This is a genomic window from Pseudomonas sp. GW823-FHT02E01, from assembly GCF_058797535.1.
In genome coordinates, this window is the sequence record NZ_JBXAJS010000006.1 from 161296 (window position 1) to 175273 (window position 13978).

A 13978-nucleotide genomic window follows, 5' to 3' on the forward strand; every position below is an offset into this window, starting at 1 on the left:
GTTTTTTCAAGGCAAGTGCACTACATAGTTATGCCCACAGCTGATGTGCGGCCACAGGTCACCCTTACCGTTTCGCAGTTGCAGGTGTATCGTATTCGCCTTTTGCAGGCCCCCGGGCCTGTCGCTGATACGTGAGGTAGTTGAGTTCATGTCGTTTACCCGTCGCCAAATCCTCGGTGGCCTGGCCGGTCTTGTTGTCGTTGGTGTCGGTGCTGGGGGCGCGTCGCGCTACTGGCTGGGCAAGATGGCCGACGCCGAGGCGGGCCACGACTACGAGCTGATCGCGGCGCCGTTGGACGTGGAACTGGTAGCCGGGCACAAGACCCAGGCTTGGGCCTTCGGCCCTTCGGCGCCGGGCACCGAGTTGCGGGTGCGCCAGGGTGAATGGCTGCGGGTGCGTTTCATCAACCACCTGCCGGTCGCGACCACCATCCACTGGCACGGCATTCGTCTGCCGCTGGAAATGGACGGTGTGCCTTACGTCTCGCAGTTGCCGGTGCTGCCGGGCGAATACTTCGATTACAAATTCCGCGTGCCTGATGCCGGCAGCTACTGGTATCACCCCCATGTGAGCAGCAGCGAGGAACTCGGTCGCGGCCTGGTCGGCCCGCTGATTGTCGAGGAGCGTGAGCCCACCGGCTTCAAGTACGAAAAAACCTTGAGCCTGAAGAACTGGCACATCGATGAGCAGGGCGCTTTCGTCGACTTCAGTATTCCCCGGGAAGCGGCCCGTGGCGGCACGGCGGGGCGTCTGTCGACCATCAACGGCATCGCGCAAGCGGTGATTGATTTGCCGGCCGGGCAGATCACCCGTGTACGTTTGCTCAACCTCGATAACACCTTGACCTATCGCCTGAATATTCCCGGCGTCGAAGCGCAGATCTATGCTCTGGATGGCAACCCCATCGAACCGCGCCCGCTCGGCAAGGAATACTGGCTCGGCCCCGGCATGCGTATCTGCCTGGCGATCAAGGCTCCGCTGGCCGGTGAAGAGTTGTCCCTGCGCAACGGCCCGGTGCGCCTGGGTACGCTGCGTTCGGTGGCCAACACCGACGCCCCGACCGAGTGGCCGCCCGCGCTGCCCGCCAACCCGGTGGCCGAGCCGGACCTGGCCAATGCCGAGAAACTCAACTTCAATTTCGAATGGGTCGGTTCGGTGTCGGTGAACGTCGATAATGGTAAGCCGCCAAGCCTGTGGCAGATCAATGGCAAGGCCTGGGATATCACCGACAAAACCTGTGCCGACCGCCCGATCGCCAAACTGGAAAAGGGCAAGAGCTACATTTTCGAATTGAAAAACATGACCCAGTATCAGCACCCGATTCACCTGCACGGCATGAGTTTCAAGGTCATCGCCTCGAATCGGCACAAGGTCATTCCGTATTTCACCGACACCTACCTGCTGGGCAAGAACGAGCGCGCGCAGGTAGCGTTGGTGGCGGATAATCCGGGTGTATGGATGTTCCACTGCCATGTGATCGACCACATGGAAACCGGCCTGATGGCCGCTATCGAGGTGGCGTGATGCGTCAGATTCGTCCCGCCGCCATCATCGACCGCAGTCGTGATCGCGAATTCATGCGTGAGGCCCTGGCACTGGCGGCCCAAGGCGCGGCCCTCGGCGAAGTGCCGGTGGGTGCGGTACTGGTCCAGGATGGGGAAATCATCGGTCGCGGCTTCAACTGCCCGATCAGTGGCAACGACCCCAGCGCCCATGCCGAAATGGTCGCGATCCGCGCCGCCGCCCAGGCCGTCAGCAATTACCGACTAACCGGCAGTACGCTTTACGTGACGCTGGAGCCGTGCAGCATGTGCGCGGGCCTGATCGTGCACTCGCGGATTGCCCGTGTGGTGTATGGCGCGCTGGAGCCCAAGGCGGGGATCGTGCAGAGCCAGGGGCAGTTCTTTACCCAGGGCTTCCTGAATCATCGGGTACTGCATGAAGGTGGGGTGTTGGCGGAGGAATGCGGGGCGGTGCTGAGCGAATTCTTTAAGGCCAGGCGCGCAAAACCTTCAGACTGAATACCGCCCCCCTGTAGGAGCGAGCCTGCTCGCGATGGAGTGTCAGGCTAAGTGGTGTCGACTGACACGCCATCGCGAGCAAGCTCGCTCCTACAGGTTCTTGCGTTACTTTCTGGCGACGATTACGGCCCGCATCGGCGCCGGCAGCCCTTCAATGGTCTTGCTGTGATCTTCCGGATCGAGGAAGTCACTGAGCGACTGATACTTCATCCACTCCGTCCCGCGCTGTTCCTCGACCGTGGTGGTGCTCACGTCCACGCACTTCACGTCTGTGAACCCGGCACGTCGCAACCACAACTCCAGCGCCGGCACCGACGGCAGGAACCACACGTTGCGCATCTGCGCGTAGCGGTCCTCCGGCACCAGCACCTGATGTTTGTCGCCTTCGACCACCAGGGTTTCCAGCACCAGCTCACCGCCCTTGACCAGGCAATCCTTCAGCGCCAGCAAATGTTCGATGGGCGAACGGCGGTGGTAGAACACGCCCATGGAAAACACTGTGTCGAACCCTTCGAGGTTCGGCGGCAGGTCTTCGAACGGGAAGGGCAGGTGCCAGGCGTTCGGCTCGGACAGGTAGCGTTGCACCGCCTGGAACTGGCAGAAGAACAGCCAGTTCGGGTCGACACCGATCACGCTGTTCGCGCCGGCGCCAAGCATGCGCCACATGTAATAACCGTTGCCACAGCCGACATCGAGGATGCGCTTGCCCTTCAGGTTCAGGTGCGGGGCGACCCGTGACCACTTCCAGTCCGAGCGCCATTCGGTGTCGACGTGCACGCCGAACAGGTCGAACGGCCCTTTGCGCCATGGCGACAGGCCCATCAGCGCGGTACGCATTTGCGCGCGGGTCTCGTCGCTGCAATCGGTATCGAGCTTCAAGCCATTGAGCAAATCGACTTCGCTCGGCTGGATCTTCGGCAGGGCGTCCAGCGCGCTTTGCCAGCGTTCCAGGTCGCCATGGCCCTTTTCCATTTTCTTGTCGAGTTGTGCTTGCAGGGTGTTGGCCCATTCGGCCAGCGGCGTGCCGGCCAGACGGCGGGCGAGGGGGGACAGATCAATCATGGCAAGGCAATCAACGAGGCAAAGTTAAGACACTGGAACCACGGCACGACTTTCGAGAACCCGGCGGCCAGCAGGCGTTCGCGGTGTTCTTCGAGGCTGTCGGGCTTCATGACGTTTTCGATGGCGCTGCGCTTCTGGGCGATTTCCAGTTCGCTGTAGCCGTTGGCGCGTTTGAAAGCGATATGCAGGTCGGTGAGCAACGCGTGTTCCTGCTCGTCTTCGAAACGCAGTTTTTCCGAGAGGATCAGGGCGCCGCCGGGCAACAGCGACTGACGGATGCGCGACAGCAATGCCGTGCGTTGGTCCGGGGCGATGAACTGCAGGGTGAAGTTCAGCGCCACCACCGAGGCCGGCTGGAACTCCAGGGCGAGGATGTCGCCTTCGATCACCTCCACCGGCAGCAACTCCTGGAACATCGAATCCTGCCCGTTGAGGTACTCGCGGCAGCGTTCGACCATCGCTGCGGAGTTATCCACAGCGATCACCCGGCAGCCATCGGTGCGCACGTGCCGGCGCAAGGCCTGGGTCACGGCACCCAGCGACGAGCCCAGGTCATACAGCACGCTGCCCGGCTGGGCGAACTGCGCGGCGAGCACGCCGAGGTTTTCAACGATGGTCGGATAACCCGGCACCGAGCGCTTGATCATGTCCGGGAACACCCGCACCACGTCCTCGTTGAAGGCGAAGTCAGGCACCTGGGCCAGAGGCTGGGCGAAAAGGCGATCGGGTTCTTTGCTCACGGCGGTTCCAGCGGTGTAGGTGGAAAAGGCCGGCATTTTAGCCAAGTTGGCGCGGGGATGCGCGGGTTGTCTGATAAACCGGCGGGCTGATGCAGTTTGAATGCTGGGAGGGCTCTTGTGGCGAGGGGGCTTGCCCCCGTTGGGCAGCGAAGCAGCCCCAAATCCAGATACCACATTCCTTCATGCTGAATGCATATACCGCACTACGACGGCTTCGCCGCCGAACGGGGGCAAGCCCCCTCGCCACAGAGGTCAGCGCGGTTTCTGAGTGAACGCCGATGCCGTGATGCCCCATTGCCCCAGCCAATAGCTGAGGATGATCACGTAAGGCGCCGCGTCGAACGGCACCACAAACCGGCTGATGCCGATCACGCTGTCGGAGAACACGAATGCCACTGCGCCCGCCGCCGCCAGTAGCGCCGAGCGTTTGGGCACATCGGTCCCGAGTCGGGCCAGGGCGCGCCACAGCATGGCGCTGATCGCCGTGCCATAGACAATCACGGGCACCAACAATGGCCCGAGGCCGTTGGAAATCAGAATCCCCAGCAGGACGGCGCCGACGCCGAGGGCCAGCACCAGTGGCAGCAATGCCAGGCGCCGGCAATCGCTCAAATAGGCTTTCAGATAGGCCAGATGCGCAACCAGAAACGCCCCAAGGCCGAACACGAACAAATCCCCCGGCCATGCCAGCAACACGTCGCCGACCAGGGAGAAAATCAACCCCAGGCTGATCCAGCGCCGATATTCACCTGGTGGTGCGTCATGCAACCAGCCAAGCAGGGCCAGCACCGGCAGCGGCTTGACCAGCAGGCACAGCAGGGACGCATGCACGCTCAGGCCATAAAGGAAGGTCACTGCGCCCATCAGCGCCAGAATCAGCCAGCCCACGGTCAGTTGACCGAGATCGCGCAGTCGAACGAATCCACCGGCAGCACTTCCGGCGCCCATGGCTGTTGCGAGGTCAGGCGCAAACGTCCGGTGCCGGGCGCGAAAGCCTGAAAGCGCCAGGTCGAGACCCCGGCCGCGCCGACAATGCCGGCATCTTCCGGATTTCGATAAACCTCCGGGCCCAGGGCGTGCAATACACCGCCGGCCGAATCCTGGATCGCCCAGCGATAACCCGTGGTCGGATTGCTCGGCAGGGTCAGGATCAGGTTTTGCCCGTTGCTGAGCTGAACCGGACATTCGCTTTGTTTTTCCACTGTCACGTTGTGCGCAGGTTGCGTGGCGCATCCGGCCAGCAGGGCGAGGGCGAGGGGGACAAACAGGCGAATGGGGGACATAAGGTCAGTGGCTCCGGCGTTCACGACGAACGGCGAGCATAACTTAAGATGAGACAAAGTGTGACAGTCGCCCGCAATGGGGGTGCAAGAGTTGACGCTATCGCGAGCGGGCCACACACAGGGGGCAGAGGTAACCTCGTGAGAGCGACCTGCTCGGGATAAAGAAAATATTTACTGGTAGTACTTAACGGTTAACTCACAAGAGAAAAACAGAAATCGCTTTCTGATGTAAATTCGATGCCATTCAGATCTTTGAACTTCATAACGACGTTGCCAGAGTACTGTTGTGTTTCGTTACTCACGGTCAAGTTCATGACACCTTCCAATGCCCAATGGCTGGTGTAGTCAGGGAAGTTTTCGGTATAGGCAATTTCTATCAAATGGTCCGGAGAGTTCAGTGTGTAGATTCCCGTCTCGATATGCTTGGGCATGTAAATGTCAAAGACCCGGTCGCGCGGGGTGTTTTTTTCTCCGGCCTTGAAAATAGCGAGGATTTCCCTGTTTCCGACGCTGGCGAAAAATTCTTCGGACCGGAAGTCTTCACGATTCTGAAGGGTTGCATTCAAGTGGTTGTTTGGGCAGCAACGGCGAAATTTGACTTTGTCATCAATGCGCTTGTCGACAAGATTTCTTCGTTGTTTGATATCCATGGGGTTCTCTCCTTTGTGCTTCTCGCACGAATGATTTGAACCTTGAGGATATAGAGCCGAAGTGCCTGGATGTACTGTCTGTTCTGATAGGATTACAAACCTATTAGTTATGTATTTTGAGTTATTGCTGGCCTCGAAAAAGTGGTCAGGTTACGAGCCTGACCATTTCGAAATCACACTGTTTAATCAGAACAACACCTTCGCCACATCCGCAAAGCGCTTGGCGAAGTGCACGGTAATCCCTTCCTTCAGATACTCCGGCAGCTCCTCGAAATTCCCCCGGTTGGCCTCCGGCAGAATCAGCTCGAAGATCTTCTGCCGCCGCGCTGCGATCACCTTTTCCCGCACCCCGCCAATCGGCAGCACATGCCCGGTCAACGTCAGTTCTCCGGTCATGGCCACGCCTTTTTTCGGTGGCTGATTGCGTGCCAGCGACAGCAGGGCGCTGGCCATGGTCACACCTGCGCTCGGGCCGTCTTTTGGCGTCGCGCCTTCCGGCACGTGCAGATGGACGAAGGCTTCGTCAAAGAATTTCGGATCGCCGCCATAGGACTTCAGGTGCGAGCTGACATAGCTATAGGCGATTTCCGCCGACTCTTTCATCACATCACCCAATTGCCCGGTGAGCTTGAACCCACGGTTGAGGGTGTGGATGCGCGTGGCTTCGATCGGCAGGGTTGCACCGCCCATGCTGGTCCAGGCCAGCCCTGTGATCACGCCGACCCCCGCCAGTACCTGCTCGTTGCGGAACACCGGCTTGCCGAGTGACGCCTCCAGGTCTTTCGGCCCGAGCTTGATCACGGCTTTCGGTTCGTCGAGCAGTTTCATCACCGCTTTGCGCACCAGTTTGCCGAGGTTTTTTTCCAGCTGGCGCACGCCGGCTTCACGGGCATAACCGTCGACCAGCGCCTTGAGCGCGCTGTCGCTGATGCTCAGGCTGCCCTTGGACACACCGGCTTTCTCAAGCTGCTTGGGCCACAAATGACGCTTGGCGATGGCGACTTTTTCTTCGGTGATGTAGCCCGACAGGCGAATCACTTCCATCCGGTCCAGCAGCGGGCCGGGGATCGAATCCAGAGTGTTGGCGGTACAGACGAACAGCACTTTCGACAGGTCCATCCGCAGATCCAGATAGTGGTCGAGGAATTCGACGTTCTGTTCCGGATCGAGGGTTTCCAGCAGCGCCGAGGCCGGGTCGCCCTGGTAGCTCTGGCCCATCTTGTCGATTTCGTCGAGCATGATCACCGGGTTCATCACTTCGACGTCTTTCAACGCCTGCACCAGTTTGCCCGGCTGCGCGCCGATGTAGGTGCGGCGATGGCCCTTGATCTCGGCTTCGTCGCGCATGCCGCCAAGGCTGAAGCGATAGAACGGCCGGCCCAGGGATTCGGCGATGGATTTGCCGACGCTGGTCTTGCCCACGCCCGGCGGGCCCACCAGCAATACGATGGAACCGCTGATCTCGCCTTTGTAGGCGCCGACCGCGAGAAATTCGAGGATACGGTCCTTGATGTCATCGAGGCCGGCGTGGTGTTTGTCCAGCACCTTGCGCGCGTGCTTGAGGTCGAGTTTGTCCTCGCCGTACACGCCCCACGGCACCGAGGTCGCCCAATCGATGTAATTGCGGGTCACCGCATATTCTGGCGAGCCGGTCTCGAGGATCGACAGCTTGTTCATTTCTTCTTCGAGGCGTTTCTGCACCTGCGTCGGCAGGACTTTGCCCACCAGCCGCTGCTCGAACTGTTCGAGGTCGGCGCTGCGGTCGTCCTTGGTCAACCCCAGCTCCTGCTGGATAACCTTGAGTTGTTCCTTGAGGAAAAACTCGCGCTGATGTTCGCCGATCTTTCGGTTAACTTCGGCGGAAATCTCTTTTTGCAGGCGCGCAACTTCGACTTCCTTGCGCAGCATCGGCAGGACTTTTTCCATGCGCTTGAGCATCGGCACGCAGTCGAGCACTTCCTGCAACTCGCTGCCGGTGGCCGAGGTGAGCGCGGCGGCGAAGTCGGTCAGCGGCGACGGATCGTTGGGGCTGAAGCGGTTGAGGTAGTTCTTCAGCTCTTCGCTGTACAGCGGGTTGAGCGGTAGCAGTTCCTTGATCGCATTGATCAGCGCCATGCCGTAGGCCTTGACCTCGTCGGTCGGCTCGGTGGGCTGGTGCGGGTATTCGACTTCCACCAGGTACGGCGGGCGGTGGTGCTTGAGCCAGGTCTTGAGGCGTACGCGGGTCAGGCCTTGGGCGACGAACTGCAGCTTGCCGTTTTCGCGGCTGGCGTGGTGCACCTTGACCAGCGTGCCGTAGAGCGGCAGGGCCGAGGTGTCGAAATGGCGCGGGTCTTCCTGGGGCGTGTCCATGTAGAACAGGGCCAGGGAGTGGTGATCGGATTTGCTGACCAGATCGAGGGTTTCGGCCCACGGTTCTTCGTTGACGATGACCGGCAGCACCTGGGCCGGGAAGAACGGTCGGTTATGGATCGGGATGACGTAGACCTTGTCCGGTAGGTTCTGGCCAGGCAGGGCCAGGCCTTTGCCAGGTTTGTGCTGCTGGGCGTTTTCCGGATCGGCGTATTCACTCGGGTCTTCGGGGAATTCCTGCTGGTCGCTCATGGGGGCACCTGCGCAATGGGTATGGGTCTTAGATGGGGCAGGTTGGCGGTGGTTTCAACGGTCATTTTCTGCGGCGCGGTGTTTCGCAGGTGTGTTCAGCGCAGAGACAGGTTAGCTGGATTTCGCGGCGACACTATCCCCTGTGGGAGCGAGCTTGCTCCGGGCGGCGTTCCGACGATGAGGCAAGGACAGACACCCTTGAAGTGACTGTCAGACCGCTATCGCGAGCAAGCTCGCTCCCACAGGGGGCGGGGGTGATTTGAAATCTGCGATAACAAAAAAGGCGACGTCCTCACGGACGTCGCCTTTGTTTTGACTGCCGCTAAAACTTACTCGGACAGTTTGTAAGCAATCACATAGTCACCCATTTTGGTGCCCAGTGAGCCGTGACCACCGACGACCAACAGCACGTACTGCTTGCCGTCCTTGCCGGTGTAGGTCATCGGTGTAGCCTGACCGCCAGCCGGCAGGCGCGATTTCCACAGCTCGTTGCCGGTGTTGACGTCATAGGCGCGCAAGTACTGGTCCAGCGTACCGCTGAGGAAGCCGACGCCGCCGGCGGTGACCATCGAGCCGCCCATGCTTGGCACGCCGAGTGGCAGGCCGATAGGCAATGGCGAGCTGTCGCGGCTGGTGCCGTTCTTGCGTTTCCACACGACTTTGCTGGTGGTCAGGTCGATACCGGCCACGTAGCCCCAGGCCGGCGCCTGGCACGGTACGCCTAACGGCGACATGAACGGGTGCATGATCACCGCGTAAGGTGCGCCCGTGTTCGGTTGCACACCCGCGGTTTCGCTCTCGCGCTTGCTGTCGGCTGCGACTTCGGCACGAGGCACCATCTTCGAGACGAAGGCCATGTAGTTCGGACTGGTGAACAGCATCTGGCGAACCGGGTCGACCGAAACGCCGCCCCAGTTGAAGACGCCGACGTTACCCGGATAGATCAGGCTGCCCTGTTCCGACGGCGGGGTGTACTGGCCTTCGTAACGCAGTTCCTTGAACTGGATGCGGCACAGCATCTGATCGAACGGGCTGGCGCCCCACATGGCTTTTTCGGTCAGTTCCGGGGCCAGCAGGTTCAGGTCCGAACGAGCCTGGGTCGGCGCGGTGCGGTCACCTTTTACGGCACCTTGCGGAGCCGGAATCTCCTTGATCGGGATGATCGGCGTGCCGTCACGACGGTCGAGGACGTACAGGCTGCCCTGTTTGGTCGGGGCGATCAGCGCAGGTTTCACGCCGTCGGCGGTTTTCATGTCCAGCAGGGTTGGCTGGCTGCCGACGTCCATGTCCCACAGGTCGTGGTGAGTGAACTGGTAGTTCCAGCGCACCTTGCCGGTGGCCAGATCCAACGCGACCAGGCCAGCACTGAACTTCTCGGCGCCTGGAGTGCGGTCTGCACCCCACTGGTCAGGGGTCTGGTTGCCCAGTGGCAGGTAGACCATGCCGAGTTTTTCGTCGACGCTGGCCAGCGACCACATGTTGGCCGAGTTGCGGCTGTAGTGTTCGCCCTCTGGCAGCGGTTCGGTCGCGTCGGGATTGTTGCTGTCCCAGTTCCACACCAGATGACCGTCGTGTACGTCAAAGGCACGGATCACGCCGGATGGCTCGTTGGTCGACTCGTTGTCGGTGACGTGGCCGCCCATGATCACCAGATCACGAGTGATCGCTCCTGGCGAGGTGGAGTAGTAGCCGCCGGCGGTGAACGGGCCGATGCCTTGGGTCAGGTCAACCACACCGTTTTTACCGAAGCCTTCGCAGATCTTGCCGGTGTCGGCGTTGAGTGCGATCAGGCGTGCATCGGCGGTTGGCAGGTACAGACGACGCGGGCAAGCCTGGGCAACGGCTTTGCCAGCCTCGGAAATCACTGCGGAGGCAGCGCTTTCAGACTTGGCGTAGGCCGCTTCGTCGTAGTACGACACGCCACGGCAGGTCATGTGGGCGAAGCCCTTGAAGCCCACCGGGCTCTTGATCTGCGGGTCGAAACGCCACAGTTCCTTGCCGGTGTCCGGGTCCAGCGCCAGCACTTTGCTATGGGCGGTGCAGGCATAGAGCATGCCGTTGGCCTTGAGCGGGGTGTTTTCGTTGGTCAGTTCCACCGGGTCATCGGCGGTTGGCAGATCGCCGGTCTGGATACGCCAGGCTTCTTGCAGCTTGCCGACGTTGGCCGGGGTGATCTGCTTGAGCGGCGAGTAGCGGTCACCGAATTCGCTGCGGCCATAGGCCTGCCAGTCGCCTTCGGGCATCTGCGGCGCGGTGCTGGTCATGTCCGCGTTGTCGCGGCCCAGTTCGCCGAAGGTTTCGCCCGGATGGGTGAACTGGCTGGCCACGGCGGTGGCGCCGGCCAGGACCACGGCCACGCTCAAGGCGCCAGTACCCATAGGGGCAGGGCCGTTGATCAGCAATGGACGACGGAACCACGGCAGCAGCATCACCACACCGAGGGCGAACCACAGCGCCAGGCGCGGCACCAGTTGCCACCAGTCGAGGCCAACTTCCCACAGTGCCCAAACGGTGCTGGCGAACAGCACCAGCGCGTACAGGCCCAGCGCCGCGCGGCGGGCAGCGATCAGCAGGACGCCGCTCAGCGCGATGCCGATACCGGCCAGCAGGTAATACAGCGAGCCGCCAAGCATGCTCAGCTTGATCCCCCCGGCCAGCATGGCCAGGCCCATCAGCAGAAGCAATATGCCGAGCAGGGTCGGCAATAAACGGCTTCGGCTCAAGGCACCATCAGTGCTCATAGTGTGATTCTCCGTGACGTTTCAAGTAGTCCCGCGCAAGTTCACTGTAGATGACGATCTTGTGCGGGCAGGGTTCAGATAAAACGGGTTAGTCCCTTGTAGGAGCGAGCCTGCTCGCGAAGAACCTGAGAGCGCCGTGTGGTGTCAGGCTCGCAGCGTTATCGTTGACGACCATCGCGAGCAGGCTCGCTCCTACAAAGGTTTTGTGTGGTTGGTTAGAACGAGGACTGGACCTTGATCCCGCCGATCAGCGCGTCATCGACCTCGTCCACGCCACCGGGATGGCGGATGTATTGCAGGTTCGGGCGCACGGTCAGCCAGTTGGTCACGTGCACGCCGTAATAGAGTTCAGCGCTGTATTCGGTGTCCTGGGGCGGCAGGTAGGACGGATTGTCGTAGTCGAAAACGACATTGGCCTGGTTGGTCGCCTCGGCATTCTTGCGATAGGCCGGGTTGACGTGGACGCGGGCCATGGCAAAGCCGATGTCGTCCCTGGCGCGCGCATCGAGCAGGCCTTTGTAGACGAGGCCGGCCTGGACGTAGTTGTCGATGGCGTTGGTCTTCTTGTCGTGCATCGTGCCGTTGGCGAACAGGCTCAGGCCGCGGGAGTGGTCGCTGGCGAGGCTGGTGACTTGCTGCTGAAGGCCCAGCCACACACCGTGTTTGCTCGACGCGCTGCGATAGGCTTCGCCACTCAGGGCGGCAGGCTGGCCATTGCTGTCCTTGTAGACGTCGGTAGCGTTGGCGCTGCTGTGGTAGTAACCGGTGCGGTATTCACCCGGCAGGCCGTTGAGTTTCGGCGTCCACACCAGCTCCACCGGCAGGACTGCGCCCTGGGTGCCGCTGCCGCTGAGCTTGAAACCGTTGTCGCGGTCAAGGTTCGACGGGTTCTGCTCATACGCGCCGATCTGCGCGTACAACTCTGGCGTCAGGTGATATTTGACCCGCAGCGCCCACTGGCTGACCGGCCAGTTGTACCAGATGTCGCCCGCCCAGTTGCCGACCTGGGAGCCGCAGAACGCCAGGTTCTGGAAGTCGCAGGGGAAGCTGTTGAAGTCTTCGCCCTCACCGAAACGGCCGACCTTGATGTCGAGGCTCTGATCGAAGAACTTCTGCTGATACCACATCTGCGTCAGGCGCCAGGTCTGGCCGCGGCCCCAGACTTCCTGGGCCGAGGTGAAGCCACCGACACGCGGGTCGTTGATGCGGTCATTGCTGATGTTGTTGCCGCTGCGTTCGGTGATGGTCAGCTGAAATTCAGCATCGTCCCAGCCGAGGATCTTCTGCAAGTCCAGGTGGGTGCCCAGGCCGAACTGGTCGCTGTAGCGCGCGGTGCGGTCGTGGTCGTAGCCGCCGTGAAGGTTGCTGCCCATTTCGCCGGTGTAATCCAGTTTGAAGTCATAGCCTTTTTCCGCCAGCTCCGTACGTGTGCCGTTCCAGTCGCCGAGCATCCACGGTGAGTCGCTATCGAATGCCGGAGCAGCCTGGACACACGTGGCGAGGCCGAACGCGGTGAACCCGCCGATCAGTTTGAGGGCGTTGTGGCAAGAGACAGTCTTAAAGACAGCGCTGTCTTTCGAAAATCGCAAATCAGGCATAGGGAAGAAATTCTTGATCTTTTTCTGGGGGATGAGCGGAAGAAGTGACTGGCAGAAGCGTTTCAGCTAAAGCGTGCGCAAGGATAATGTTCTGTTACAGATAGAGAAAGGGCTTTTGCTGACATGCATCCTTTCAATTTTGGTAACAGTGTTCTCCTGTAGGAACGAGCTCGCTCGCGATGGTCGTGAACGATAACGCGTCAAACCAGATACCCAGCGGCGTCGTTGCGTTTTTCGCGAGCAAGCTCGCTCCTACAGGATCCCAAGATCACCTACATTTGATAGATCGCTTCCACCTGAAGAAGCCCTCGGCTAAGGTGCGCGGCTTTACCATTCCAATATCGCTGAAGGCCCGGCATGACCGAACACAACACTGATGCGCTGCATGGCGTAACGCTGGAACAGATCCTCAACGCGCTGGTTGAACACTACGAGTGGTCGGGGCTGGCCGAGCGCATCGATATCCGCTGCTTCAAGAGCGACCCGAGCATCAAGTCGAGCCTGACATTCCTGCGCAAAACCCCGTGGGCGCGGGAGAAGGTCGAGCGCCTGTATGTGAAGTTGATGCGCACCAAACGACCGCTTTGAACATGGTCAACCCTTCTGCGTTACACCGTCGTTTTGTGGTCGTGGCTGCCATGCTCGGCTGGGCGGGGTTGAGCATCCAGATGTACCTGATTTTCCATTCGCGCTGGACGCTGGGCGCCAGCCTGATCGGCGGGCTGGTGAGTTTTTTCAGCTATTTCACCGTGCTGAGCAACACCCTGGTGGCGACCGTGCTGACCTGTGCAGTGACATCCCGCGAGTCGGCGGCGCGTCGCTGGTTCTTGCAGCCGTGGGTCAGTAGTGGCATTGCCGTGAGCATCGCCGTGGTGAGCCTCGCTTACAACCTGCTGCTGCGCCACTTGTGGCATCCAGAAGGCTGGCAATGGCTGGCCGACGAACTGTTGCACGACGTCATGCCGCTGCTGTTTCTGGTGTATTGGTGGAGTTGCGTGCCCAAGGGCAGGCTGCGGGTGGGACACATCGGGTTGTGGGTGATCTATCCGCTGGTCTACTTCGCCTATTCGCTGCTGCGCGGGCATTTGCTGGCGGTTTATCCCTACCCGTTCATTGATGTCGAGAAACTGGGTTATCCACAGGTGTTCATTAATGCCGGGGGATTGTTGGTGGGGTTTGTGGTGATTGCCTTGCTGGTGATTGGGCTGGATCGGTGGCGTGCCGCCCGGAAGTGAACGCTGATTGTGGCGAGGGGGCTTGCCCCCGTTGCGCTGCGAA

Annotated in this window: 12 protein-coding genes; 4 read left to right on the top strand and 8 right to left on the bottom strand. The window is 60.7% G+C overall.

What is annotated here, in order from left to right:
• Positions 1–148: 148 nt before the first annotated feature.
• Entirely contained in the window at positions 149–1525 is a 1377-nt protein-coding gene (locus AC1RDQ_RS16350; protein ID WP_492587722.1) for a multicopper oxidase family protein, read from the top strand.
• Entirely contained in the window at positions 1525–2022 is a 498-nt protein-coding gene (gene tadA / locus AC1RDQ_RS16355) for a tRNA adenosine(34) deaminase TadA (RefSeq protein ID WP_057716262.1), read from the top strand. Before AC1RDQ_RS16350 ends, tadA begins: the two co-directional genes overlap by 1 nt.
• 105 nt (positions 2023–2127) lie before the next feature.
• On the opposite strand, the gene cmoB is transcribed toward tadA, so the two are convergent.
• The 8 genes from cmoB to AC1RDQ_RS16395 all read right to left on the bottom strand — a co-directional run bounded on the left by cmoB (position 2128) and on the right by AC1RDQ_RS16395 (position 12700).
• On the bottom strand, positions 2128–3084 hold the full coding sequence (gene cmoB / locus AC1RDQ_RS16360) for a tRNA 5-methoxyuridine(34)/uridine 5-oxyacetic acid(34) synthase CmoB (RefSeq protein WP_154861709.1): 957 nt from the start codon (positions 3082–3084) through the stop codon (positions 2128–2130).
• Positions 3081–3824 (bottom strand): carboxy-S-adenosyl-L-methionine synthase CmoA, encoded by a 744-nt coding sequence (gene cmoA, locus AC1RDQ_RS16365; RefSeq protein ID WP_008053199.1) that lies wholly within the window; start codon positions 3822–3824, stop codon positions 3081–3083. Before cmoA ends, cmoB begins: the two co-directional genes overlap by 4 nt.
• Before the next feature lie 252 nt (positions 3825–4076).
• On the bottom strand, positions 4077–4712 hold the full coding sequence (locus AC1RDQ_RS16370) for a lysoplasmalogenase (RefSeq protein WP_057716259.1): 636 nt from the start codon (positions 4710–4712) through the stop codon (positions 4077–4079).
• A gap of 2 nt (positions 4713–4714) precedes the next feature.
• Complete coding sequence (locus AC1RDQ_RS16375) at positions 4715–5107, bottom strand: protease inhibitor I42 family protein (RefSeq protein ID WP_150813643.1); 393 nt, start codon at positions 5105–5107, stop codon at positions 4715–4717.
• Positions 5108–5298: 191 nt separating this feature from the next.
• The gene (locus AC1RDQ_RS16380; protein ID WP_492587723.1) at positions 5299–5757 is read right to left on the bottom strand and encodes a hypothetical protein; all 459 of its coding nucleotides are present in this window, start codon (positions 5755–5757) and stop codon (positions 5299–5301) included.
• A 186-nt stretch (positions 5758–5943) separates the two neighbouring features.
• Positions 5944–8361, bottom strand: a complete 2418-nt coding sequence (gene lon / locus AC1RDQ_RS16385) for an endopeptidase La (RefSeq protein ID WP_340315385.1) — start codon at positions 8359–8361, stop codon at positions 5944–5946.
• A gap of 329 nt (positions 8362–8690) precedes the next feature.
• Complete coding sequence (locus tag AC1RDQ_RS16390) at positions 8691–11102, bottom strand: glucose/quinate/shikimate family membrane-bound PQQ-dependent dehydrogenase (RefSeq protein WP_492587724.1); 2412 nt, start codon at positions 11100–11102, stop codon at positions 8691–8693.
• A 215-nt stretch (positions 11103–11317) separates the two neighbouring features.
• Positions 11318–12700: a carbohydrate porin gene (locus tag AC1RDQ_RS16395; protein ID WP_492587725.1), complete on the bottom strand. Its 1383-nt coding sequence runs from the start codon at positions 12698–12700 to the stop codon at positions 11318–11320.
• A gap of 357 nt (positions 12701–13057) precedes the next feature.
• On the opposite strand from AC1RDQ_RS16395, the gene AC1RDQ_RS16400 reads away from it, so the two are divergent.
• Together AC1RDQ_RS16400 and AC1RDQ_RS16405 are read left to right on the top strand one after the other, a co-directional pair.
• A complete protein-coding gene (locus AC1RDQ_RS16400; protein WP_150813649.1) occupies positions 13058–13288 on the top strand; it encodes a VF530 family protein in 231 nt (76 codons plus the stop codon).
• A 2-nt stretch (positions 13289–13290) separates the two neighbouring features.
• The gene (locus AC1RDQ_RS16405) at positions 13291–13935 is read left to right on the top strand and encodes a Pr6Pr family membrane protein (protein ID WP_150813650.1); all 645 of its coding nucleotides are present in this window, start codon (positions 13291–13293) and stop codon (positions 13933–13935) included.
• The last annotated feature ends 43 nt before the right edge of the window (positions 13936–13978 follow it).